The 24302-nt window shown below is 62.9% G+C and carries 25 protein-coding genes and 2 pseudogenes; 12 read left to right on the forward strand and 15 right to left on the reverse strand.

All coding sequences use genetic code 11. The features are described from left to right. Positions 1–4: 4 nt before the first annotated feature. The 3 genes from VH564_RS02550 to VH564_RS02560 form a co-directional block, all read right to left on the reverse strand. Complete coding sequence (locus tag VH564_RS02550) at positions 5–2341, reverse strand: glucose/quinate/shikimate family membrane-bound PQQ-dependent dehydrogenase (protein WP_423338246.1); 2337 nt, start codon at positions 2339–2341, stop codon at positions 5–7. 332 nt (positions 2342–2673) lie between these two features. Then, positions 2674–3126: a hypothetical protein gene (locus tag VH564_RS02555; protein WP_423338247.1), complete on the reverse strand. Its 453-nt coding sequence runs from the start codon at positions 3124–3126 to the stop codon at positions 2674–2676. 630 nt (positions 3127–3756) lie between these two features. Next, on the reverse strand, positions 3757–5262 hold the full coding sequence (locus VH564_RS02560; protein WP_423338248.1) for a protein adenylyltransferase SelO: 1506 nt from the start codon (positions 5260–5262) through the stop codon (positions 3757–3759). A gap of 97 nt (positions 5263–5359) precedes the next feature. Between VH564_RS02560 and VH564_RS02565 the strand changes: the two genes are divergently transcribed. Then, positions 5360–5620: a ribbon-helix-helix domain-containing protein gene (locus tag VH564_RS02565; RefSeq protein WP_423338249.1), complete on the forward strand. Its 261-nt coding sequence runs from the start codon at positions 5360–5362 to the stop codon at positions 5618–5620. Positions 5621–5756: 136 nt separating this feature from the next. Continuing rightward, on the forward strand, positions 5757–5906 hold the full coding sequence (locus tag VH564_RS02570) for a hypothetical protein (protein ID WP_423338723.1): 150 nt from the start codon (positions 5757–5759) through the stop codon (positions 5904–5906). Between the two features lie 47 nt (positions 5907–5953). Here VH564_RS02570 and VH564_RS02575 read toward each other — a convergent pair whose 3' ends face one another. Beyond that, entirely contained in the window at positions 5954–6532 is a 579-nt protein-coding gene (locus VH564_RS02575) for a DUF922 domain-containing Zn-dependent protease (RefSeq protein ID WP_423338250.1), read from the reverse strand. Between the two features lie 271 nt (positions 6533–6803). Between VH564_RS02575 and pepT the strand changes: the two genes are divergently transcribed. From pepT to VH564_RS02590, 3 genes are all read left to right on the forward strand, one after another. Next, the gene (gene pepT / locus VH564_RS02580) at positions 6804–8036 is read left to right on the forward strand and encodes a peptidase T (RefSeq protein ID WP_423338251.1); all 1233 of its coding nucleotides are present in this window, start codon (positions 6804–6806) and stop codon (positions 8034–8036) included. 63 nt (positions 8037–8099) lie between these two features. Continuing rightward, positions 8100–8270, forward strand: coding sequence for a hypothetical protein (locus VH564_RS02585; protein ID WP_423338252.1), 171 nt, complete (start codon positions 8100–8102; stop codon positions 8268–8270). Positions 8271–8282: 12 nt separating this feature from the next. Continuing rightward, positions 8283–8708, forward strand: coding sequence for a type II toxin-antitoxin system VapC family toxin (locus VH564_RS02590; RefSeq protein ID WP_423338253.1), 426 nt, complete (start codon positions 8283–8285; stop codon positions 8706–8708). Positions 8709–8943: 235 nt separating this feature from the next. Here the strand turns inward: VH564_RS02590 and VH564_RS02595 are convergent. Together VH564_RS02595 and VH564_RS02600 are read right to left on the reverse strand one after the other, a co-directional pair. Then, positions 8944–9323: pseudogene (locus VH564_RS02595) on the reverse strand (type II toxin-antitoxin system VapC family toxin). Further along, positions 9314–9514 carry a type II toxin-antitoxin system VapB family antitoxin gene (locus tag VH564_RS02600; protein ID WP_423338254.1) on the reverse strand — a complete coding sequence of 67 codons (201 nt, stop codon included), beginning with the start codon at positions 9512–9514 and terminating at the stop codon, positions 9314–9316. Before VH564_RS02600 ends, VH564_RS02595 begins: the two are co-directional and overlap by 10 nt. Before the next feature lie 58 nt (positions 9515–9572). Here VH564_RS02600 and VH564_RS02605 point away from each other — a divergent pair. After that, positions 9573–9736 (forward strand): annotated as a pseudogene (locus VH564_RS02605) (peptidase T); the annotation flags it as partial. Between the two features lie 44 nt (positions 9737–9780). On the opposite strand, the gene VH564_RS02610 reads toward VH564_RS02605, so the two are convergent. Together VH564_RS02610 and VH564_RS02615 are read right to left on the reverse strand one after the other, a co-directional pair. After that, positions 9781–10410, reverse strand: coding sequence for an NAD(P)-dependent oxidoreductase (locus VH564_RS02610; protein WP_423338255.1), 630 nt, complete (start codon positions 10408–10410; stop codon positions 9781–9783). A gap of 47 nt (positions 10411–10457) precedes the next feature. Continuing rightward, positions 10458–11336 carry an NmrA/HSCARG family protein gene (locus VH564_RS02615; RefSeq protein ID WP_423338256.1) on the reverse strand — a complete coding sequence of 293 codons (879 nt, stop codon included), beginning with the start codon at positions 11334–11336 and terminating at the stop codon, positions 10458–10460. Between the two features lie 135 nt (positions 11337–11471). Between VH564_RS02615 and VH564_RS02620 the strand changes: the two genes are divergently transcribed. After that, positions 11472–12380: a LysR family transcriptional regulator gene (locus VH564_RS02620; RefSeq protein WP_423338257.1), complete on the forward strand. Its 909-nt coding sequence runs from the start codon at positions 11472–11474 to the stop codon at positions 12378–12380. 108 nt (positions 12381–12488) lie between these two features. Here VH564_RS02620 and VH564_RS02625 read toward each other — a convergent pair whose 3' ends face one another. From VH564_RS02625 to VH564_RS02635, 3 genes are all read right to left on the reverse strand, one after another. Continuing rightward, positions 12489–13007 carry a DUF1697 domain-containing protein gene (locus VH564_RS02625; RefSeq protein ID WP_423338724.1) on the reverse strand — a complete coding sequence of 173 codons (519 nt, stop codon included), beginning with the start codon at positions 13005–13007 and terminating at the stop codon, positions 12489–12491. Positions 13008–13082: 75 nt separating this feature from the next. After that, a complete protein-coding gene (gene tenpIN, locus VH564_RS02630) occupies positions 13083–13550 on the reverse strand; it encodes a type III toxin-antitoxin system TenpIN family toxin (RefSeq protein WP_423338258.1) in 468 nt (155 codons plus the stop codon). A 282-nt stretch (positions 13551–13832) separates the two neighbouring features. Next, a complete protein-coding gene (locus tag VH564_RS02635; RefSeq protein ID WP_423338259.1) occupies positions 13833–15926 on the reverse strand; it encodes a S9 family peptidase in 2094 nt (697 codons plus the stop codon). A 274-nt stretch (positions 15927–16200) separates the two neighbouring features. On the opposite strand from VH564_RS02635, the gene VH564_RS02640 reads away from it, so the two are divergent. Next, entirely contained in the window at positions 16201–16587 is a 387-nt protein-coding gene (locus tag VH564_RS02640) for a DUF930 domain-containing protein (RefSeq protein ID WP_423338260.1), read from the forward strand. Between the two features lie 253 nt (positions 16588–16840). Then, positions 16841–17689 (forward strand): polysaccharide deacetylase family protein, encoded by an 849-nt coding sequence (locus VH564_RS02645; RefSeq protein WP_423338261.1) that lies wholly within the window; start codon positions 16841–16843, stop codon positions 17687–17689. Positions 17690–17766: 77 nt separating this feature from the next. On the opposite strand, the gene VH564_RS02650 is transcribed toward VH564_RS02645, so the two are convergent. From VH564_RS02650 to VH564_RS02660, 3 genes are all read right to left on the reverse strand, one after another. Beyond that, on the reverse strand, positions 17767–19062 hold the full coding sequence (locus tag VH564_RS02650; protein WP_423338262.1) for an NAD(P)/FAD-dependent oxidoreductase: 1296 nt from the start codon (positions 19060–19062) through the stop codon (positions 17767–17769). Positions 19063–19102: 40 nt separating this feature from the next. Then, positions 19103–20272, reverse strand: a complete 1170-nt coding sequence (locus VH564_RS02655) for an AI-2E family transporter (RefSeq protein ID WP_423338263.1) — start codon at positions 20270–20272, stop codon at positions 19103–19105. Positions 20273–20504: 232 nt separating this feature from the next. Beyond that, on the reverse strand, positions 20505–21374 hold the full coding sequence (locus tag VH564_RS02660; protein WP_423338264.1) for a VOC family protein: 870 nt from the start codon (positions 21372–21374) through the stop codon (positions 20505–20507). Between the two features lie 282 nt (positions 21375–21656). On the opposite strand from VH564_RS02660, the gene VH564_RS02665 reads away from it, so the two are divergent. The 3 genes from VH564_RS02665 (at position 21657) to trhA (ending at position 23772) form a co-directional block, all read left to right on the forward strand. Beyond that, positions 21657–22070: a universal stress protein gene (locus VH564_RS02665; protein ID WP_423338265.1), complete on the forward strand. Its 414-nt coding sequence runs from the start codon at positions 21657–21659 to the stop codon at positions 22068–22070. Positions 22071–22489: 419 nt separating this feature from the next. Next, positions 22490–23005, forward strand: a complete 516-nt coding sequence (locus VH564_RS02670) for a GNAT family N-acetyltransferase (protein ID WP_423338266.1) — start codon at positions 22490–22492, stop codon at positions 23003–23005. A gap of 95 nt (positions 23006–23100) precedes the next feature. Further along, positions 23101–23772, forward strand: coding sequence for a PAQR family membrane homeostasis protein TrhA (gene trhA / locus VH564_RS02675; protein WP_423338267.1), 672 nt, complete (start codon positions 23101–23103; stop codon positions 23770–23772). Here trhA and VH564_RS02680 read toward each other — a convergent pair. Continuing rightward, positions 23744–24286 (reverse strand): hypothetical protein, encoded by a 543-nt coding sequence (locus VH564_RS02680; protein WP_423338268.1) that lies wholly within the window; start codon positions 24284–24286, stop codon positions 23744–23746. The two genes, trhA and VH564_RS02680, sit on opposite strands and share 29 nt — an antisense overlap. Positions 24287–24302: the final 16 nt, after the last annotated feature.

Here is a 24302-nt window from a genome sequence, read left to right on the forward strand (position 1 = left end):
GCGCTTACGGCAGCGTGTAGGCCATCACATAGTCGCCGGGCTTGGTGCCGATGGAGCCGTGGCCGCCGGCGACGATCAGCACGAACTGCTTGTTGTCGCCAGCCGTGTATGTCATCGGGGTGGACTGGCCACCGGCCGGAAGCCGGCCCTTCCAAAGCACCTTGCCTGTCGTCAGGTCATAGGCGCGCAGGAAATCGTCGACGGCGGCTCCCATGAACACGACGCCGCCCTTGGTGATCATCGGCCCGCCGATGCCGGGAACGCCGACGTTGAAGGCGAGCGGCAGGGGTGTCATGTCGCGCGTCGTGCCGTTCTTGTGCTTGTAGACGGTCTTGCCGGTCTTGAGATCGACGCCAGCGACGTAACCCCATGGCGGAGCCTGGCAGGGGATCTGCAGCGGGCCGAGGAAGGGGCCCATGAACACGCCATAGGGCGCGCCGTCATTGCGGTTGAGGCCCTGTTCGCTGCCCTTCTCGTCCTGTCCGCGTGGCGGGATCTGGCTGGCGGGGACGAGCTTCGAGGTGAAGGCGAGGTAGGTCGGCATGCCGAACATCACCTGGCGCTCCGGATCGACGGCGACGCTGCCCCAGTTGAAGGTGCCGAAATTGCCGGGATAGATCAGCGAGCCCTGCAGCGACGGCGGCGTGTAGCGGCCTTCATATTTCAGCTCGTGGAACTTGATGCGGCAGGCCAGCTGGTCGAACAGCGACACGCCCCACATGTCCTTTTCCTGCAGCGGCGGCGGGCTGAAGGTGAGGTCAGAGATCGGCTGCGTCGGCGAGGCGTGGTCTTCCGGGATCGTGCCGCCCGGCGCCGGGATTTCCTTGAACGGGATGACGGCTTCGCCGGTGCGCCGGTCGAGCACGTAGATGTCACCCTGCTTGGTGGCGCCGACCAAAGCCGGAACGGTGGTGCCGTCCTTCTTGGTGATATCGATCAGCGACGGCTGGGCCGGCACGTCCATGTCCCACAGGTCGTGGTGGACGAACTGCTGAACCCAACGGACCTTTCCGGTGGCAAGGTCGAGCGCCGCGATCGACGACGAGAACTTCTCGACGCTCGGGCTGCGGCCCATGCCGAGCTGGTCGGGCACCTTGTTGCCGAGCGGCACGTAGAGGAGGCCGAGGGCTTCGTCGGCGCTGGAGACGGACCAGCTGTTCGGCGAGTTCGTCGTGTAGGTCTGGCCTTCAGGCAGCGGTGTTGTCTCGTCCGGGTTGCCCGTGTCGAAGTTCCAGACGAGGGCGCCGGTGTTGATGTCGAAGGCGCGGATGACGCCGGAGGGTTCCTGCGTCGAGTAGTTGTCGTTGACGGCGCCGCCGACAATGATCATGCCCTTGGCGACAACGGGCGGCGACGTCGAATAGTAGTAGCCGGCCGGATTGAACTTCATGCCCTGGCCGAGGTCGAGCGTGCCCTTGTTGGCGAAGGTCTCGCAGACTTTGCCGTTGGCGGCATCGAGCGCGATCAGGCGTGCATCCGAGGTCGGCAGGTAGACCCGCTCGGAGCAGGCGGCGCCGGCCGGTGCAGCCACATCGTGATAGTAGCTGACGCCGCGGCAGGTCTGGTGCTGCCGGTTCGGGTTCATGCCCGAGTTCGGATCGTAGCGCCATTTTTCCTTGCCCGAAGCGGCATCCAGCGCGATGGCCAGATTGTGCGGCGTGCAGAGATAGAGGCTGTCGCCGACTTTCAGCGGCGTCACCTGATAGGTGGTTTCGCCGACGTCATCAGGGCGCTTGACGTCACCGGTCTGGTACTGCCAGGCGAGCTTCAGATCGGCGACATTGGTCGGCGTGATCTGGGCTAGCGGCGAGTAGCGCTGGCCGTAGGGCGTGCGGCCATACTGGTGCCATTCGCCATCCGGCATGTCGCCACCCATGGGGGCAGCGGCTGCGACATCGGTCGGCAGGGCGCCGGCCAGATCATGCGGATCTGTCGTCATGGAATAGCCGGCAACCACGATGGCAATGATGACGCTGATGGCAAGCGGCCAGGGATTGGCCGGATAGCGTGTTCCGGTGGTGCCCCTGAAGCCGAGCGGCCGGCGTATCCAGGGCGTCAGCAGCCAGAGGCCCAGCACGATGATCAGGCCGCCGCGTGGGCCGAGCTGCCACCAGTCGAAGCCGACTTCCCAGACCGCCCAGCCGAGCGCTGCGAGCACCAGGACCGCGTAGACCCAGAGGGCCGCGGCGCGGCGCATCCAGAGGAGGGCGCCGGTGACGACGAACATCACGCCGGCAAAAAGATAGAAGGGACTGCCGCCGAGGGCAACGAGCCACCCGCCGCCGCCGCCGAGCGCAAGCCCGATCAGAATAAAGAGAATGGACGTAATCGTGATCGCCATCGAGCAATCTCCGCTGAGAGGGAGCCGCACCGCCGGAGAGCGCGCACGGCATTCGGGGCCGCGTGTCGGCCCATTTCAGCGACGCACATAGCGTGCGGAAAATGCCTTTCAATGGCCACAATCGAAATAAGGTAGGCGAGCTACCTATTTTGACGAGATCGGGATGGCTATGGTTGTAAGTGTTTTGCGACGTTAAATTGCGGAGATCGGGCAGGCCTGCATGACAACCCTCTCACCGCCTACGCCCGAAGTTGTCGGTGGTTGCAGCTAGCTTAGGCAAATAGGTGAAGACTATGGCAGGCCGGGGCAGGAAACCTACTGCCAATCACGCCCTATTTGAACATGTCCGGCGAGTAGGTGCCATCGCTATCGAGATCATGCGCTCGTTGCTGTAGCCAGGAAAGAAACTGATGGATTGAGGTTGTGGTCTGCTCTCCATTCCCTGCTTGAAAAGAGTACTTGTCTGCTTCGCCGCTTTTAATCAGATTGGTGATATATTCGATGCGAGGCTGAACTTCAGCCTCGGGTAGCGTCGCAACGTTTGTCTCGTACATCGCGTTGCTCTCGGACTTTGGGCGATAAAAATCCGGATTGGCTGCTGTTGCCGCCTGATATTGTGCGTTGAGGTTCGCCACATTTGCTTTGCTCGCGGCCGCCTGTGCCTTCACTTCAGGCGGCATTGGAACAACGGCAGACGCAGGAACATCGTGCCAATTTTTAATGTCTGATATTTTCAAATCTGCGTAAAACTTTACCGGGCTGCTAGCGCTAATCGTTGAGGTCATATCGGATCCTATAGCCGGCTGGTGCTATCACAAGGTCTCTACTTTTAGTAGAGTTGTCTTGTGTCGAGCTTGCCTTAGCTGGAGCCGATCCGGCAGCCTGGGGGAGGGTAAGGCTCGATCCGGTCTTCGCGGATGTAACGCGCTGCAAATCGGAGACAGCGCCAGACGTCGGTCAGGCGCAAGGAAAATTCTCTCTTGGAGCAGATTGGGCGGCATCGCCTAATCAAAGACTGGGAGACGTCGACCGCGGCCCGAGCTGCAGATCACGGGTCGCGGACCTGCCCACCGGTCATCCCGGTCTATTGGGAGTTGACTTTAGACCGTCATTCCCAGGTCTAGGAGAAACAAGGATATCGCGATGTCATTCTTGCAGAGCCTGTTGAAAGTCCTGGCCTCACTTTTCTTTCCGCTCCCTGTGGCGATCTTCAGGATTATCCAGTGGCTTCGACAGAGGTCATCGAAAGAGGAGGCGGCCCCGCCGACCAACGAGCGCGAAAGCGCAACATCTCCCGATTGAATGGCGCCCATCAACTTGTGCCGAGGAAGGCATGACTACTGGCGGCCTAACTATGTGTAATTTTGGTTTTGGAGTTTGGCATTGGCTAGCCTAAAGGCCGGCCGTCCCCCGCCTCACGTCCCACAGAACGTCTGCAGCACCCGCTCCGCCGGCTTCGGCGGCTCGGCATAGGCGGCAAAAACCGGCTGGTCCTCGTAGGGCTTTGCCAGCACATCCAGCAGCGCATGAAACAGCGAGAGGTCGCCTTCCTCGACGGCGGCGACAATGGCCTGCTCGATGCGGTGGTTGCGTGGGATGAAGGCGGGATTGACCGAGCGCATGCTTTTGGCACGCTGTGCAGCCGTCTGCGGATCGCGCGTCAGGCGCTCCCTCCAGCGGGCGAGCCAGGGCAGGACGGTATCCGGGTTCTGGAAAGTTGCCGCAAACGCCGCGGTGGCGTCGTCGTCCTCGGCGACCGCAGCCAGCCGGCGGAAGGTGAGCGTGAAGTCGGCTGCCTCCGCCTGCATCAAAGCCAGCAATGCCTGGATGAGATCCAGATCGCCATCCTCTTCACCGATAAGGCCGATCTTGCGCCGTATGCCCTCAAGCCAATGGGCCTGGAAGCGGGGGCCGAAGCCCTTGATCACGTCGTTTGCCAGCTGCGCCGCCGTGTCGGGATCGTTATCGAACAACGGCAGCATGGTTTCACCGAGCCGCGCCAGGTTCCACTGGCCGATGGCCGGCTGGTTGGCATAGGCGTAACGCCCCTGCCGGTCGATCGACGAAAACACGGTGGCCGGATCGTACTCATCCATGAAGGCGCAGGGCCCGAAGTCGATGGTCTCGCCCGAGACAGTCATATTGTCGGTGTTCATCACGCCATGGATGAAGCCGACCCGCAGCCAACAGGCAATCAGCGCCGCCTGCCGCTCGACGATCGCCTCGAACAGCGCCAGATAGGGGCGGATGCTGTCGCGCGCGTGCGGATAATGCCGTTCGATGACATAGTCGGCCAGCGCCCGCGTGCCCTCGACATCGCCACGCGCTGCAAAGAACTGGAACGTGCCGACGCGGATATGACTGCCGGCAACCCGGGTGAAAACAGCGCCCGGCAACGCCGTCTCGCGGTAGACCGGCTGCCCAGTGGAAACAAGCGCCAGCGCCCTTGTGGTCGGCAAGCCCAGCGCATGCATGGCTTCGCTGACGACATATTCGCGCAGGGCCGGCCCAAGCGCCGCCCGCCCGTCGCCGCGCCGCGAAAACGGCGTCTGTCCGGCACCCTTCAGCTGGATATCGCGGCGTCTGCCGTTGATATCGATGACCTCGCCAAGCAGGATCGCCCGCCCGTCGCCGAGCTGCGGCACGAAGCCGCCGAACTGGTGCGCCGCATAGGCCATGGCCAGCGGATCTGCCCCTTCCGGCACTCGATTGCCGGAAAAGATCTCGGCGCCATCCCGCTGCAACGCGGCCACGTCGAGCCCGAGTTCCAAGGCCAGCGGCTCGTTCAGCGCCAGGAGCAGCGGGGCTGCCGCTTCTGACGGCCGCTGACGGGCAAAGAAATGCGCAGGCAACCGCGCATAGCTGTTGTCGAAGGAAAAGATGGCGGCAGTCGCCGCGCCGTTGCGAATGGATTGGCTCATGGGTTAAAAATAGGGCGTCGGCGGCGCGGCTGCAAGGCGCTTGCTCGGTCCTGTGTTTCGCCTTACTTTACCGTCCTGACCAAGAGGCGTCCGGGCCATGAACCAGAAACTCAGCATCTCGCTTCCCGCCGAAGTCGTCGACGCCATCAATGCGCGGGTCGAGGCGGGTGCCTATGGCTCGGCCAGCGATGTGGTTCAGGCCGCCATGCGGGCGCTCACCGAGCGGGATGAAGACAGTGCCGCGCGCATCGCCTCCATCCGGGCGCGCGTCCAGGCATCCCTCGACGATCCGCGACCACGCCTCTCGGCCGACGAGCTCGAGACATGGATCGACGCGCTGCCGGATGACGCCGCGTGACCGCGCCACGGCGGGCTGTCTTCGGCCAGTTCGCGCGGGGTGATCTCAATAAGATCTACCAATATGTCAGGGACAGCAGTGGCTCAGCTGCGCTGCCAAAGCCTATCTCCGCCGCATTCGTGATCGCTGTCTGAAGATCGGTGACCTTCCTTTTTCGGGTGTCTCCCGTGAAGATCTCGCCGCGGGCATCCGGGTCGTTGTATTCGAGCGACGGGTGGTCATCCTATACCGCGTCGAGGACGATGCCGTGTTGATCACCAACATCATTTCCGGCGGTCTTGATTAGGAATCGCTGTTCGGCCATCTCGGCCTGATCCCGCCCGAAGACCCCACCTAATCGTTCACCAGCGCCAGGATCAGCTGCTGGACATTGCCGCCCGGGCCCATTTCCACCTTGTCGAAGTCGCGGTTGCGCTGGCGTTCGCGGGCGGAGATTTCGCCGAGCCGCTTGGTGAGCTCGATGCGGATCTTGGCGCAGTCGGGATCGTCGGCGACGGTGAAGCCGATGCTGGTCGCCTCGATCTCGTGCACCATGTCGCGGATGAAGCCGCCATGCACCCGCTCATGGGCCGCAACGCCTGATATGAAGGTCTGCCATTTGGCGTTGACGGCCGGCGGCAGCGGCGAGGACGGTTTCGGCAGGGTGTATATGATCGTCAGCTTCGGCACGGCCGATACCAGGACGCAGGACGAGGCCTGCGGCCGGTAGTTGCGTGTCCAGGTAAGCTTGAAGGTGGTGTGGGCGATCACCCGGCCGCCGCCGAGTGCCGGACCGCGCGCGCCGATCGAGGCGTAGAGCTCGGGCGCCGTCGTGCCCGATATGGCGTACGGTTTCGTGGTTTCGACGGCCTTCCACTCGGCCTTTGCCGCAATGGGTGCCAGCGTCAAGGCCAAGGCCAAGGCCAATGTCATTGCGTTCAGGCCCGTCGAAATCCCTGTTCTCACCACGCTCGCTCCGTCGCATTTCCTCGCTCGCCGCCTAGAGGCCGCAAATCCGCATTGCAATCAAGGGGAATTGTCAAAGCGGCGCAGTCTCGGCCTCACGGGAACCGGCACCGCACATGTCCATCACCGCCAGCGTTGGCTGCCGGTGGCAAAAGGCAGCAGGCACGCTAAAAAACGATTCACGCCGCTGACCCCGCAGGCTAAGGTCGGCGTCCAAGCATTCACTGGACTGGACACCATGACCGATACCGTCACTGACCGCTTCCTCCGCTATGTCGTCATCGACACCCAATCCGACGCCAGCTCCACGACCCAGCCGACGACCGAGAAACAGAAGACGCTCGGCCGGCTGCTGGTGTCGGAGCTGCTGGCGATGGGCCTCAAGGACGCCCATCTCGACGAGCACGGTTATGTCTATGCCACGGTGCCTGCCAACACCGACAAGGACGTGCCGGTCATTTGCTTCTGCTCGCACATGGACACCGCCCCCGATTTCACCGGCACGGATGTCAAGCCGCAGATGGTGCGCAATTACCAGGGCGGCGATATCACGCTCCCGGGCGATCCCTCACGCGTCATCCGCGTCGCCGAGCACAAGGCGCTGGCCGACCAGATCGGCAACGACCTCATCACCACCGATGGCAGGACGCTGCTCGGCGCCGACGACAAGGCGGGTCTTGCCGAGATCATGACGGCGGCTGAGACGCTGATCGACAATCCCGATATCCGCCATGGCACGATCAAGCTGCTGTTCACGCCCGACGAGGAAGTCGGCCGTGGCGCCGACAAGGTCGACCTCACGAAGCTCGGCGCCGCCTTCGCCTACACCGTCGATGGCGAGACCGCCGGCCATATCGAGGACGAGACCTTTTCCGCCGATGGCGTCGAGATCACCATTTCGGGCGTCGCCATCCATCCGGGCTTTGCCAGGGGCCGCATGGAGAACGCCATCAAGATCGCCGGCGCCATCATTGCCGGCCTGCCGAGGGACCAGGCACCGGAGACGACCTCGGGCAGGGACGGCTTCGTCCACCCGGTCGGGATTGCAGGCTCGATGGAAAAGGCGACCGTCAGCCTCATCGTCCGCGATTTCGACGACGAGGGCCTCGCCACCAAGGAAGCGATGCTGAAGACCCTCACCGAAACCGTCATGGCCGACTATCCCGGTTCGACCCACACATTCACCGTCAAGCAGCAATACCGCAACATGAAGCAGGTGCTCGACCGCCACCCGGAAATCATGGAAAACGCCGTGGAAGCCATACGCCGTGCCGGCATGGAGCCGGTGCGCGGCAGCATCCGCGGCGGCACCGACGGCTCGCGCCTGTCCTTCATGGGCCTCCCATGCCCCAACATCTTCGCCGGCGGCCACGCGTTTCATTCGCCGCTGGAATGGGTCAGCCGCCAGGACATGGAAAAGGCCGTGAAGACGCTGGTGGAGCTGGCGCGAGTGTGGGAGGAAAGGGCGTAGGGGCGGGGTCATGGGCAGTAAATTTGATTTCGCCTTGCGGTAGAAACGCGTTATATTGATGGAATGGCGAAGACATCCAATCCAACCAAGAAACTTGTTCGCAATGCCAACACGGGCGAACTCCTTTCCGTGCGCGGCTTGGGTGCGATGAAGGATATGCCGCTTCCACTCCGGCGCGGTATCGATCTGGCAAAGCCCATTGCGGCACAGATCTTGAAGGACAAACGCAAATAAGAGGTCTGTCGCGTGCCGGGACTGTTGCTCGATACGCACGCCTTTTACTGGTTCGTTACCGGGGCCGAGACGCTTTCCGACGAAGCGATTGGCGCCATCGCTGAACACCAGCTGGCCGGCACACTTTACGTATCGCCAATCTCCGCTTGGGAATTGGCGCTGGCTGTGCGCAAGCCACACAACCCACCGCTTCTGGGAGAACCGTCTGTCGGAAACTGGTTCAGTAAGGCGATGCGATCAACAGCGGCGAAATTGGCGCCGATAAACCGCAAGGTCGCAATCGAAGCAGCGGAGGTTGTTGCCGTGACAGGCCATAAAGATCCGGGTGACTGCTATCTGATATCAACAGCGCGTGTTCGGCATATCCCGATCGTGACACGCGACGGAATTCTGTTGAGAATGGCGTCGCAAGCTTACCTCAGCGTCATTCAATGTTGAGGATTGTCCAACCCTGTTCCCTCGGCGGCTGCCGCCATCGCGGCAAGCCTGCGCACTGTATTCAGATTCCTCGCCGTTCCGGCCGTAAGGGCCGGCAGCTTGAGCTTGGAGCGGCCTGGGCCGCCAGAACATGGAAAAGGCCGTGAAGACACTGGTGGAACTGGCCCGGGAATGGGAGGAGCGGGCGTAGAGGACGGGTCTTTCCCAGCTGACACAGGTGTGCGGATAGTGCGGATCACTCTGGCAGAGTGCGAGCCATGTGAAGATTTGCACCGGCCGCCGCTTGCAGCCGCTTGTCGCGGGTCCACAACATCGCGCGGCTGTCCAGCAGCACGGAGGCCAGCAAATGGGCGTCTGTATAGCCATTCCCATGCTAAAAATGCCGTGGCGCTCGATCATGAGCATCACGGCTTCGTGGGTTGCCACCAGCGCTTGATGTTGGCTTGCGAGGTAGGCAAGCACATTGTCGCGGTGAGCGAGACTGCCCAGCGCCAACTCACCGATGACAGCAGGATGGCACAGCAAGGCATCGCTTTCGATGATCCGACGCAACTCTGGATCGGCACGCCGGAAGTGGTCGATCCAGATCGAGGTGTCGGCGAGGATTACGCCGATGGAGCGCTCCGTCGCCTGGGTGCGGCCTCTGCGTCGGGCATGCTGCGGCCGAGAGCGATCAATCGCCTTCCGGCTTCGACGCGGATGAGCGTTTCCAATGCTTGTCGGACGAGGGGCACTGTATCCTTGATGCCGGATAGCGAGCGGGCCGTTTCCAGCAGACTGTCATCAATCTCTATTGTCGACCGCATTGCGCCGCTCCTTTGTCGCCACCATGAATAGCACGACCCGGTGGCTAAATCCACGAGCGGCACCGATGGCTCGCTCCTGTCCTTACAGGCCTGCTATGCCCCAACGTCTTCGTCGGCGGCCACGTCTTCCACGCGCCCTCGGAATGGGGCAGCCGCCGGGACATTGAGAAGGCCGTGAAGACGCTGGTGGAACTGGCGCGGGTGTGGGAGGAGCGGGCGTAGCGCGGCAGGGGCGAGGGCAACGTCGGCAAGGAAGCCGGCAATCCTTACGCGGAGATCACCGGCGCTTTTCGGAGCCACCGATCCTCGGTCAATTGCGCCACCGCAAACCTTGCCACGCTGCGCCGCGAAATCGATCCGCCGTGGAAGCCCGACAGATCGGTCAACGCCCGCACCGCCTGCGGTTCCTGCTTGTCGTTCAGCACAGCCGGCCGCAGGATCACCCAGTCGAGGCCGCTGGCGCGGATCACCGCCTCCTGCCGGTCCTTGTCCTCATAGACCTTTCTCAGCAGGATAGGCTGGATCAGCCGGTCGTAGACGAAGCCGCCGTGGCCCTTGCTGTCGCCGGCGCCCATGCCGGTGATGCAGACAAGACGCGGCACGCCCCGGCGTTTCATCGCTGCGATCAGCGCTGCCGTCGATTGGGACAGCAGCGTGATTTCCTTGATCGGCCCGATGCCGGTGCCGAGTGCGCTGATCACCGCATCGCAGCCTTCGAGGGCGGCAAAATGCGCCGCCTCGTCGCGAGCATCGCCATCGACCAGCACCGCTCCCGCGAGCTCGGCTGCCTTCTGCCTTGAGCGCACCAGCGCGACGACGTTGTGGCCCTCCTCCTGTGCGGTACGAACGATGGCCTGACCGGTTCCCCCGGTGGCGCCGACGACGAGAATTTTCATGGGATCAACTCCTTGATGCGACGTTGAGGATGCGATGGCGGTTGGTTTCAGGCTTTTGCCCATGCGGCGGCTGTTTCGGTTGCAAAGGCCCGGTAGGATGCGAGCGGGCGGCCGAGCATGGCTTCCAGACGCTCGACATCGCCGGCATCCGGGATCATGCCGTCGCTCTGGAAACGGCGGGCCATCAGGGCGAGATCGTAGGCGGTCCAGCTCGGTGAAAATTGCCGCAGCATCGCTTCGAATGCCTGCGTATCGTCGCCTCCATAGGCAATCGGCTTGCCCAGCACGTCCGACCAGATCGCAGCGACCCGCTCGCCCGTCAGGCTGTCCGGGCCGACGACGTTGATCGTCGTGCGCGGCAGCGGGGTTGCGGCCTGCTCGCGGCGCAGCAGTTCGATGACCGCCAGATCGGCGATGTCGCTGGTCGCCACCATTGACAGGCCGCGGCTGCCGATCGGCATGCCGTAGACGCCGTATTCGAGGAGCGCCGTCTTCTGTTGCACGTCGTTATCGAAGAAATAGGCGGGGCGCAGGATGGTGGCGGCCATGTCGAATTGTTCGATCATCCGTTCGACGGTGAACTTGCCGGTGAAGTGCGGCACGTTGGTGTAAAGATCGCTGTGGATGACGGAGAGGTAGACGATCCGCTCGATGCCGGCATCGTGGGCAAGGTTGAGGGTGATCAGCGCCTGGGTGACTTCGTCCGCCGTGACAGCGTTGAGCAGAAACAGCGTCGAGACACCCGTCAGCGCGGCGCGCATGGCGTCGATATCCATCAGGTCGCCTTTGACGACAGCCACGCCGGCCGGGAATTGCGCCTTTGCGGGATCGCGGGCCAGTGCACGCACATCGGCGCCCTTGGCGACCAAGCCAGCCACCACCTGCCTGCCGATGTTTCCGGTGCTTCCAACAACGAGAATGGTCATGATCGTACTCCTTTTCGAGATCGCCGCCGGTCGCGTCATTGCGCCGCCGTGATGTCCAGCTGAAGGTAATCGATCCATTGTCATGCAAGTAGTCCGGGAATATAGATGGGGTGTCTCGCTGATGGAACGATGCCGATGGACCTGCTTGCGATTTCGGATTTCAACCTCGTCGCCGCCCATGGCGGTTTCGGGCTTGCCAGCCGGGCCAGCGGCCGGCCGAAGGCGACGCTGTCGCGGCGCGTTGCCGAGCTTGAACTCAGCCTCGGCGTGCGGCTGTTCGAACGCGGCGCAAAGACCCTGCGGTTGACCGACGAGGGGCGCCGTCTGCACGAAAAGACCGGCGGGCTGCTTGCCGAGATTTCCCAGGCTGCCGAGGAGGTGAGCAGCGGTTCGGCGCAGCCGCGCGGCCGCCTGCGGGTGAGCGCGCCGGTGCTGTTTTCGCATATGGCGATGGGCCGGATCGCCGCCGGTTTTGCCAAGGCCTATCCGGAGGTGAGGCTCGAGGTCACGGCGGAAGACCGCGATGTCGACATGGTCGAGGAGGGATATGACGTGGCGATCCGGGTCAATCCCGCGCCGGATGAATTGCTGGTCGGCCGCCGCTTTCTGCATGACGACCTGCTGCTGGCAGCCGTGCCGACGCTGCTGCCACCGATGGCAGGCGACGGCGATGAGCCGCCACGGCTTGCCGCCGTCGTGCTGGAATCCTTCGGCCTGCGCGCGACCTGGACGACCGTCGATCCTGTCGGCGGCCGGACCTTTGTGCCCGATCCCATCCTTCGGCTCGGCACCATGATCATGGTGCGCGATGCGGTGCTGTCAGGCGCCGGTGCCGGGCTGCTGCCAAAGTCGCTGATTTCAGCCGACCTCGCCAGCGGTCGCCTGGTCTCCTGGGGCAGTGCCAGCCGGTCCGAGACCGCCATCTGGGTCCTCTACAGCTCGCGCCGCCTGCTAAGCAGCAAGGTCTCCGCCTTCATCGCCCACCTGCATACCACCTTCCCGAACGGCACGGCTGAAGAGCTGGGAGCGATGTTTGCGGGCTGACATGCTGGCGCTGTCGCCAGCAGGATCAGATCCGGACATTCCGGAAGAGCAGCGCCAGCGTGTCGCCGAGCAAGGTGTCGACAAGCGGCACGGCGGCTCTGGTCAACCTTACCCCTCGGCCGCTGCCGCCATCGCGGCAAGCTTGCGCACCGTATTGAGATTTCGCGCCGTCCCGGTCGCAAGGAATGGCAGCTTGAGCTTGGAGCGGCCTGAGCCGTCGGGATAGTGGATGAAGATCTCGCGGCCCGTGACGACCACCCTTTCGCCGCCCGGCGCCACCAGCCGGTCGAGCGCGTCGGCGGGTGGCGGCGCGGGCAGGAAGGTGATCAGGACCTTGCTCGGTTCGGCGTTCGCAAAGGGCGAGCGACCCGCCACCGCCTGCATCTCGGCAGCGTCGCGCAGCAGCATGCCCGTTGGCCTGCCCATCCGTTCGCAAAGCGCTGCCTCCAGCCTCGCCAATACCTCCGTCTCGGTTAGAGCCGACCGGAACACCACGTTGCCACTCTGGATGTAGGTCGCGACATCGGCGAACCCCAGCCCGCTGCAGATCGCCTTTAGGTCCACCATCGACAATAAACCGGTGCCGCCGACATTGATGGCGCGCAGAAGGGCGACGTAGACGGTCATGTCTTGGAGCCGTTGTGTGGCAGCCACCATACTCCCAGTCCTAAAATCCTATGATCGCCGCACGCTGGCGATATCTCAAGCTGGGGGGACGATTTTGAGCTCTGGGTGGTAATTCTGAAGGGTCGAAAACCGATACTCTCTGAGGATGTTGCTGTCACCGGAGTTGGCGCCCTTGATGTATTTCTTGATAAATTTTTCGAACTTTTCACGAATGTGAAGTTCCCTGTCGGCGATTTTAACAAATTCGTCTTGGGGGATGTGGAAGGCCTCCCGAGAAACATGGTTTTCATTCCTGATGAGAACCGCTTTCGTATAGTCCAGCCCTTTTGTGCCAATGGTAATAAATGCTGAACGGTGCGTGATATGGGAACGGAGCGGAATTCCGAAAAGCATGCCGTTTTCAATCCGCACTGTCACAACCCCGTAACCACGTGTCTTTTCTGCGGACACGTCGCCGCCGGTCCCACTGTGAAGTGCTTCAATAAGATGGTTGTTTTCTCGGAAAAACGCGTCTTCGAGTTTGACTATTCTAATGATTTTCATGAAAAATCTCGGCAATAAAAAAGGCCCGAAGGCCTTTTTATTGTCAGTCAGCGGGTATTTCAGTTTTTAACGTGGGGCACACCCTACCACCACCTCAGTCAGTGGGTATTTCAGTTTTTTACGTGGGGCACACCCTGCCACCACATCACTAGACATATATACAACTCAAGCGGGCGCAGCGTCAAGAGCTGATTTGCACACCGGATAGGCTGGTCGCCCAATCCGGTGCGTCCTGATCCGATAAGAATATCGGTCGTTAGAGCCGCTTAAAACACCGCCCCCTCAGATCTTCCCCACCACCTTCAGCGCAAATCCATACTCGAACGCGATCTCCTCCAGCCGCTGGAACCGCCCCGACGCGCCGCCGTGGCCTGCGTCCATGTTGGTCTTGAGCAGGATCGGCGCATCGCCGGTGGTCTTTTCACGCAACCGGGCGACCCATTTGGCGGGCTCCCAATAGGTGACGCGGGGGTCGGTGAGGCCGCCCAGCGCCAGGATCGGTGGGTAGGGCTTTTCGCCGACATTGTCGTAAGGCGAGTAGGCGGCGATCTGGTCGTATTCTTCCTTGCTGTCGATCGGGTTGCCCCATTCCGGCCATTCCGGCGGCGTCAGCGGAAGCGTGTCGTCGAGCATGGTGTTGAGCACGTCGACGAAGGGCACGGCGGCGATGATGCCGGCGAATTTCTCAGGCGCCATGTTGGCGATTGCGCCCATCAGCATGCCGCCGGCCGATCCGCCTTCGGCGACGATCTTCGCGTAAGAGGTGAACTTGTTCTCGTTCAGATAATCGGCGGCCGCGATGAAGTCCTTGAAGGTGTTGGTCTTCTTGTCCATCTTGCCGTCTTCGTACCAGGAAAACCCCTTGTCCTTGCCGCCCCGGATATGGGCAATGGCATAGACGAAGCCGCGGTCGGCGAGCGACAGCGCATTGGTGCTGAAGCTCGCCGGAATGGCCATGCCGTAGGCACCGTAACCGTAGAGCAGGCAGGGGGCTGTGCCGTCCAGAACCGTGTCGGCGCGGTAGAGCAGCGACACCGGCACCTCGACGCCGTCCCAGCCGGGCGCAAAGACGCGGCGGGTGATGTAGTCGTTGGCATCGTGGCCGGAGGGGACTTCCTGGGTCTTGAGAAGCGTGCGTTCGCGCGTCACCAGGTTGTAGTCGTAGAGCTGGCTCGGCGTCGTCATCGACGAATAGGAGAAGCGGATGGTGTCGGTGTCGTATTCGGCAGCCCCGTGCAGGCCGAGCGAATAGGCCTCTTCCGCAAAACCGATGGCATGCTCGTCGCCGGTCTCACGGTCGCGCACGATGATCTGCGGCAGGCCTTCCTTGCGCTCCAGCCAGATGAGATGGCGGGCAAAGGCCATGTGCGACAGGATCAGCGTCCCCGGCTTGTGGGCGACGACCTCGGTCCAGTGTTCCTTTTCCGGCGTGGCGACCGGGGCCTGCATGATCTTGAAGTCGAGCGCATCGTCGTCGTTGGTGAGGATGTAGAAGACGTCGCCGCCCTCGGTTATCTCGTATTCGATGCCTTCCTCGCGGGCTGCCACCAGCTTCGGCTCGGCCATCAGGTCCATGGTCGACAGGATGCGATATTCCGATGTCTCGTGATCGTGGATGTCGATGAAGATGTAGTCGTCGAGCAACGAGCCGCCGACGCCCATGAAGAAGCCCGGATCCTTCTCCTCGTAGACCAGCCGGTCGGTCGACTGCGGCGTGCCGACGATGTGGTGGAAGACCTTCGAGGGACGATGGTTCTCGTCGAGGGCCGAATAGAAGAAGCTCTTGCCATCGGGCGCCCAGACGCCACCTCCACCAGTGTTCTCGACGACATCGGAGAGGTCCTCGCCGGTTGCGAGATCGCGGATCTTCAGCGTGAAATATTCCGATCCCTTGTCGTCATAGCCCCAGATGCCGAAAGCGTGATCGACGGAGTGGTCGAGACCGGCCAGCCGGAAATAGCCCTTGCCGGCCGCTTCCTTGTCGCCGTCGAGCATCAGGGTGCGCTCGCCGCCGTCGCGCGCCTCGCGAAAATAGCGCGGCTGCTCGCCGCCGGTGACGAACAGCGTGCCATAGGCATAGGGACCGTCCTTGACAGGCACCGAGGAGTCGTCCTCCTTGATGCGGCCCTTCATCTCGGCAAACAGCACCTTCTGGATGTCCTTGGTGTCCTCCATGGCCGCGTTCATGTAGGCGTTTTCCGCCTCCAGATGCTTGCGGATGTCGGCGTCGAGGATCGACGGATCCTTGAACATTGCCTGCCAGTTGTCGGCCCGGAGCCAGGCGTAGTCGTCGGTCCGGGTGATGCCGTGGCGCGTGTCGGACACCGGGCGTTTCGGGGCGACGGGGGCTGTCGGCAGGGACTTGAATATCGACACGTGGGCTCGCTTTCTGGTGATCTGAGGTGACAGAGAGATAGACACCGGCCGGTGCCGGATCAAGCGCCTTGTCGGTAGGGGCTCGCCGGCGAGGTCGTAACGATTGCGCGATTGGCGGTGGGGAATGGCAAGGTTCAGCCCCGCTCGCCATGATGTCACCACATTATTTCAGACAGATCACGCGATGTTACAAACATGTGAATCGGCGGTCGGCCGCGCATCTGCGCGTTCCATCGCCATTTCTGGTCTGAACTGAACCAAGGAAGTGCCTTTTATGCTGAAATTCATCGGCGTGCTGATCCCCGCCGTTTGCCTCGCGACGACCTCCTTTGCCGTCGATGCCGCCATCAAGAAGCAGCTGGAAAAGCTCGACCCCGCCGAACGCCTGGAACAGAGCTGCGACACCGAGGCGATGAAGCGCATCGGTGCGGAGAAGGAGTATCATCCCGACAAGGTCATCGCCTACACCTTCGGCGACCCTGCCATGACGGCAGACACGATCAAGGCGCCCGGCGCGGTCTTCCGCAGCAAGGGCGAATGGTACCACCTCAACTACGATTGCAAGACCGGCCCGGAACAGATCGACGTCAAGTCGCTGAGCTTCCAGATCGGCGAGAAGGTGCCGAAGGACGATTGGCAGAAGCATTACCTCTACGATTGATGCCGCGCGGGCAGGGGCAGGCCTGACGGCCCCGTGCCCATGGTAAGGGTCGGATACTGCCACGCGCATTACAGGTTGAGGCCAGCAGCGCAACGAGCGTATGCCGGGCACCGAAGGCGGAATAGGATTTGATTTCGCCGATATCAGCGATAAAGGAGGCCGGCCGGCCATAGTTCCGTCCTCCTTCCGTCGGATGGCAGGGCGGGGCGCATCGGCGCTCTCTATCTCTGTCCTTGCTCCGGTGGCTGCTTTGATGATCCGTCTGCTTTTCACATCCGCGGCCCTCTTTGCCGCCGTTCCGGTGGCCATGGCGGCCAACACCACTCTCCCGGCAGCCCCGGCGCCGGTCTCGACGGCGGCGCTGGCAACGGCACCGACTGTGCCATCGGCGCCGAAGGGCGCGCCCGCCGGTGCGCCAACCAAGCTGGTCGAGCCGCATCTGCATGTGCTGAAGGCCGGCAAGCCGGCCGTCCGCGTCGCGCTGACCTTCGATGCCTGCATGGGCAAGACCGACATGCGCATCCTTGATACCCTGATCAATCAGCAGGTGCCGGCCACTATTTTCGTCACTGCCCGCTGGCTGCGCACCAATCCCGAGGCGCTGGCGCTGATGCTGGCCCACTCCGATCTGTTCGAACTGGAAAACCATGGGCTGAACCACATTCCCGCCGTCGATCGTCCGACCCTGGTCTATGGCATTCCCGCCGCCGGCTCGCCTGACGCCGTTGCCAGGGAAGTGCAGGGTGGTGCAGATGCGATGCTGGCGCACGGCATTCCGAAGGCCCGCTGGTTCCGCGGCGCCACCGCCAAATACGATGCCTCGGCGATTGCCGAGATCCGTGCCCTCGGCTTCGAAGTGGCGGGCTATTCGATCAATGGGGATTCTGGTGCATCGCTGCCGGCCGCCGCCGTCGAAAAGCAATATCTTTCGGCCCGCGACGGCGACGTGCTGATCTCGCATATCAACCAGCCCACCCACGCCTCCGGCGAGGGCGTGGTCAAGGGCATCCTCGACATGAAGGCAAAGGGCGTTCAGTTCGTGCGCCTCGAGGACTTCGCAGCCAAGGGCGACGACAACACCACGCAGCAGGCCGCGCGCTAATCGCTTCGCAGCCCTCATGGCGTCCAGAGAGGGGAAGCCTAACGCTGCGGCATCCCTGCTTGCCGCAAATGACGGCGTTAGGCCTGCAGGCTCCGTGCCTGCGGCGGCAGGGCGGCGCTGAAGCCGCGATAGGGCAGCGCCTCGCGGTCCAATGCGAAATCGTCGAACCAGCTGCGCCGCTCTCCCGCGACGAAGGCGCCGATCATCAGCGCTGCCATAAAGGAAAAGGCAATGCCGTTGCGGCCATAGCCATAGGCGGCAAACACGGATTCCATTCCGGGCACCGGACCGATCATCGGCAATCCGTCCTCGGTCTCGCCAAAGGTGCCGGCCCAGCGATAGTCGACAGATGTATCCGCCTGCGGCCATAGCCGCTGCAGTTTCTCCCGCAGGCTTTCCACTTTTTCCGCTGTCTTTGCGTCGCGCAGCGCCGGCGTGCCGATCGCTTCATCTTCGCCGCCGATGATGATGCGGTTGTCTTCCGAGGTCCGCACGAAGAGGGAAGGGTGACTGCCTTCCCAGAGGAAGGTCCGGTCCCTCCAGAGCCTGCCCGGATGCTGCGGCACGGTGGCCATGGCCCAGCTCGAGGTCACGCGGTGCGCCTTTGGCATGGCCACGCCCGGCATGGCATGCCCGGTGGCAAGCACCACATTTCGCGCCCGGATGACATGCCGGCCCTCGGTCGCAATCGTCGTTGCACTGGCATCCGCCTCGATCCTGGTGACAGTGGCCTTGACCAGCAGCGCTCCGCGATCGGCGGCCACCGACAGCAACCCCCAGGACAAAAGCAGCGGATCGACCTCGGCCGCACCGGGCGACAGGATGCCGCCATCGCGTTCGATCTCGAATTCTGTCATCAGATAGGGATGCGAAAAATAGTCGCCCGGCAGGCCGGCCCGCTTGCGCAGCGCCGCCTCCTGCTGCAGCTCGCGGGCGCCGCCGGGGCTGTTGGCGAGATAGAGGCTGGATCGGCGACGGAAGCCGCAGGCAATGTTCAGCCGCTCGATCAGCTTGCCGAGACTGGACACGGCGACAACGCTGCGCTTGTAGAGCGCCGAAGCCTTTTCGAAGCCGTGATGGAACGAAAGGTCGGAGAGCGATGTGTCCATTTCCCACCGTAGCATGGCGGTGCTTGCGGCCGTGCTTGTGAGGTTTGCCTCGTCGCGATCGACAATGGCGACGGAGTAGCCGCGCGCCGTCAGGTGTTCGGCGATCAGCGCACCGCTGATGCCGCCGCCGACAATGGCGACATCGACGGAGACGTCTTCGCGCAGCGGGTTGTACCAGGGCTGCAGCGCCATCCGGCCGAAGGGTGAGCGCCCCTTGGGGCTGTCGGATTTCTGCGGTTCGTAATACAGCGGATCGATGGTCATGGGACGTCGTACTCCACGCGGGGCCGGCTTCACAAACGCGTCACGGCAACTGCGGCTGCGGCTTTTCCTCGACAAACAACTCGTTGATGATGGTCATGACGATCAGCGACAGCGGCAGGGCGAGCATAGCACCAACAGCGCCCCACATCCATGTCCAGAAGATGATGGCGACGAAGACGATGAACGGATTGAGTTCCAGCTGCCGCCCCATGACGGCCGGGAAGATCAGATTTTCCATCGTCAGATGAACCAGGAAAAAGATCGCAGCCGGTATCAGGCCGATGAAGATGCTGTCGCTGCCGAGCACGCCGGCAATTGCCACGGCGAGCGTCATCAGCGTGATGCCGAGGAACGGCACGAAGCTCGACAGGAAGGCGAAGACGCCCCAGAGAAGCGGCATGCCGAGGCCGCCGAAATAGGCGATTGCGGTCATGATCACGCCGAGCCCGACATAGATCAGCGAGGCGGTGGCAAAATAATAGCCGAGCACCTGCTCGACGGCATTGATGATGCGGATCGCAGCCAGCCGCTCGGGCCGGCCCGTGAAGGCCATGATGATGGCGCGGCGCAGATGCACGCGGCTGGCAAGGAACAGCAGCAGCGCCGCGAAGAACACCAGCCCCTGGACGATGGCGGGCGTCAGGTTGTTGGTGACGACATGCAGGATGCTGCCGGTGTTTTCAAGCAGGGCGCCGGCCGACATCGGTCCGCTCTCGAACGTCTTCGGCGTGATGTGCAGCCAGTGGATCTTCTCGATGAACGGCATGACGCGGTCGATCGATTTCTGCATGAGGTCGGGACCCTGGCTTGCCAGGGCAGCCAGTGGACCGGCAATGCCGTTGATAATCAGGAAGATGATGAGCGCCACGGAGCTCGACAGCAGCACGGCGTTGAGAATGCGCGGCACGCCGAGCTTGCTGAGCTTTTCCGCCACCAGGCCGAGGATCATGCCGACGACAATCGCCAGCGTCACGGGGATGAGGATGATCGACATGAAGTAGATGCCGGCGCCGGCCATCAGCAGGAAGATCCCGATCAACGCCCAGGCGGAGGCGACGTCGAGGCCATCCTTCTCCACCCGGCGCATCGGCGCGCCGCCATCCATCTGCTCGGTCGCTTGCTTCAGCGAATTTGCCCAGCTGCTCAATCGCATCTCACGCTCGATCGCAATCTTGCGAGTCTGCTTACGTATACCGTTGGCAATGCCCATTTTTGTGACTGTTCCGGAAGCCCCAGCGCCTCACAGCCATAACGCGCAAATGGCGTCCGGGTTCCGGCCCTGTGGGGGGCGGTGGTTGCAGCCAGTTTCAGCGCCAGATTGGGCTGCTGCCAATGGCAACTGGCCGCGGAGCTCCGGTCTCAACCGACGCGTATAAGCGGGCCTATAGGGCTCGGGGAAGATCGTGGCTGCTTCGGGCTGTAGCCAGCCTTTTCCCTGAGGTTTATGCTTCGGCGGTAAGCGTCAGGCCGATGCCCCAGGGGTCGCGGAGCGAGACGCCGCCGTCGCGCTTGTCATGGGCGATCTCAAGCGTGTCGAGCTTGGCAACGGCGGCATCCAGCGCCGTCCTGTCGTTGAACCGCAGCGTGTAGTCGGACAGGCCGGTCATGCCTGCGGTACGGGCGGTGGCGCCGCGGCTGTTCCAGATATTGGCGGCCACATGGTGGTGGTAGCCACCGGTGGCAAAGAAGCTGGCGCCGGGATAGCGGGCCATGATCTTGAGCCCGAGCACATCGCGATAGAAGGCATCGGCTTCCGGAATATTGCCGACCTGCAGATGGATGTGGCCGATCGCCGAACCCCCGGCCATGCCCTCCCAGCGATCCTGCGGGGCGCTTTCGTAGAGTTTTTGCAGGTCGAGCGCGAGCGTCGCCATCTCGACCATGCCATCCTGGTGAAGCTTCCAGATATCGTGCGACCGGTCGGCATAGACTTCGATGCCGTTGCCTTCCGGGTCTGCCAGATAGATGGCCTCGCTGACGAGATGGTCGGATGCGCCCTGCAATTGGACATTGCTGTGGGCGGCATGGCGCAGCCAGCGCGCCAGTTCGTTGCGATCGGGCAGCAGAAAGGCCGTGTGGAAGAGGCCTGCTGCATTGCGCGGCGCCGTCCTTGCCGCCTTGTCCGTCGTCAGCAGCAGCAGCGGCTTGCCATGGACGCCCAGCACTTCGCCGCTCGCGGTCTTCTCGATCGGCGTCAGTCCCAGCATCGACTGATAGAAGCCAGAAACCAGCGGCAGGTCGCGGACGACGAGATGCGACTGGCCGACATAGGCGGGTCGGGTCAGCGCGTAGGACGGTGCGGTGTCTGTCATGCTGGTCTCCTGCCTCTGCATTGATTGGTCCAGCCGGCGCAACCTCGGCCGGGTCCGGCACAAAGCCGCTCCCGGCGGCCGTTGTCCGCGCGCCGCTCTTCCATCCTATCCTTATGGCCGATATCGACCGTTCACAGAAGATAGGTTTCTGAGGATGAAGCGTGCACCCCTTGTTGACGATGAAGCTTTGACTTCGATCAACGGCCGGATGTCCGGTCATCGCTAGGGTGGCATCGTCGCGCATCGCGCATCACCCATCGCGCATTCCTAGGGAGAGCTGGCATGTACCGGAAGATAATCGTGGCAATCGACATGGCGGCGCTGGAAAAAGCCGAACCGGCGCTGCGCCGGGCAGCCTCCCTGCTCGAGACCGGCGGCGAGATCATCGTCCTCAACGTCGTGGAAGATCTCACCGCAGCGCTCATCATCGACCTGCCGCAGGACTACGTCGCGGAGGCCATCGACGATGCACGAGGCAAGCTGAAAGAGCTCTGTGAGCGACTGGAGATTGCAGCGGTGATCGAGATCCGCGCCGGCTCGCCGGCGGCCACCATCTTGAAGACCGCCGCGGAAGCCGCCGCAGACCTCATCATCGTCTCCTCCCACGTCCCTGATCTCTCCAACTATTTCCTCGGCGCCACCGCCGACCGCGTCGTCCGCCACGCCAAATGTTCGGTGCTGGTCGAGCGGAAATAGGCGCGATTTGCGGGAGTTTCGGGCGTTTCGATCGCGCCGCCACGGCGCGCAAGACGCCCGTCGCTGCGGCGGCACTCGATCGTTCCCCACATGCCTCCAGCGCGCGGCTCCACCCTCCTCTGTCGGCGACGCCGACATCTCCCCCACAAGGGGGGGGATCAGCCACGAGCCCCACGACCCAAAAGCTACCCCACAGCAGCCCCTGAGGCCGGCGATGGTGCCCCAGCCAATCTCCCCCCTTGTGGGAGAGATGCCCGACAGGGCAGAGGGGGGCGGGTCTGGCTGAGCACAGCATTGGCCGTGGGTCTAGTGAAGGCCTTCGTCCACCAGCCAGTTCGCCCCAACCGACCAGCAGGATTGTTACCGCCGTCCGCTCGCCCTATGCTGGACGGAGCTTGAAGCCGCAACGGAGGGCATCCATGGAGTTTCGCCAGGCAGGCGCGGCCGATGCAGCAAACCTTGCTGCGCTCACCGTGCAAGTGTGGCTCCACACCTACGCCAAGCGCGGCATCAGAGGCGTGCTGTCGAATTACGTTCTGTCCGAGTTCACGACTGACAAATTCCGGCAGGTTTTGGCCGATCAAAACCAGATGATCATCCTGTGCGAGGCCGACGCGCATCTGGTTGGCTATGTTCGCCTCGACTTTTCATCGCCATGCCCGACGGATGACAGCGTCCATTCCGAAATTTCTACACTCTATGTGCAGGCGCATTTCCTGCGCCGGGGCATCGGCACGCAGTTGCTGCTGCGGGCGCTCGACGCATTCCGTCGGCGCGGTCGCAAGTCCGTATGGCTGTCGGTCAATCACGAAAATGCCGATGCCATCGGCTTCTACGACCGGCACGGCTTCCAGCGCCAGGGCTCCCTCGACTTCGAACTCGATGGCGAACGGCATGAAAACTTCATCCTCCGGCGGGCGCTGCGCGAGGTGTGAGGCAGGCGGCTGCCGCTTGGCTCTCGCCCAAGACTTGCTCGCATCCGCACAAAATGGCACCATCGGTTATCGCCAACAGCGACGGACAATCCTCCATGACGGAGTTCAACGGCATCCGCTGGGCCTATGACAGGCACGAAATCATTGCCGACAGCATCGTCAACGGCATCGGCGTCGTGCTGGCGCTGATCGGTGCCGTGGTGCTGGTCTTCCATGCGGCGCAGTGGAATTCGCATGGCCAGATCCTCGCCGCCGCAGTCTACGGCGCAGGCCTCGTGCTGGCGCTGGCCATGTCCTTTTCCTACAATATCTGGCCGGTCTCGCGGACCAAGTGGATGTTGCGGCGCTTCGATCATTCGGCGATCTTCGTGCTGATCGCCGCCACTTACACGCCGTTCCTCGAACGCGGCGCCGACGATCCGCTGCTGCGCGTCATGCTGGTCGCCATCTGGGCATTCGCTGCCCTCGGCGTCCTGTTGAAATGCTGCTTTCCCGGCCGCTACGACAGGCTGGCAATCCTGCTCTACCTGGCGATGGGCTGGAGCGGCGTGCTGGTGGCCGAGCCGGTCTCAGCCCGCATTCCCTTTGCCTCGATGCTGCTGATCGTCATCGGCGGGATCGTCTATTCGCTGGGGGTGATCTTCCATGTCTGGGAAAAGCTGCGCTTCCAGAATGCCATCTGGCACGGCTTCGTGGTGACCGCCGCCGCCGTGCATTATTCCGCAGTGCTGATCTGCCTCAGCCCGTCGCCGCCAGCGAATTTCTGAATGGCTGCTTGGTGCCGCCGCCGACGCATTTCGCGGTGCTCTTTAGGCTGCGCACCAGCCGCATGACGACGGCGTCGTAGCGCTGCATGTCCGACTTGGCATAATCCATCTGGAAAAAGGCCGATGCGCCGTTGCACAGCGCGACGCCGCGCCCGTAGACGATTCGCTCGCGGCGTACGCCGGTGTAGCTGAAGCCCTGCGGCGTCATCTTGGAATAGGAGACCCGCCAGCCATCCTGCTTGGCCAGAGCCAGCCGCGTTTCGGCCTCCCGGGAGAAACTGCTGTCCAGTCCCGGTGTGGCAAAGACCAGCAATGTTGCCGATCGGTCGGCAGGCGCGAGGGCCAGTCCGTCCTTGCGGTCCGAGACAACGGTCGTCCCGAAGCCGGGGGGAAGTTCGATGCTGTAGCCGAAGTGCGGGTTGTCATAGGGCCACCACTCGCTGGCACGGGCTTCGGCCACGGAAAATGCCGACACGGCGGACAGGAAGAGAGCGGTCACAAGAGGCGGCAACATGCGTTTTCCGAAAGGC

Source organism: Rhizobium sp. HT1-10 (assembly GCF_049472505.1).
Lineage (GTDB): Bacteria > Pseudomonadota > Alphaproteobacteria > Rhizobiales > Rhizobiaceae > Rhizobium.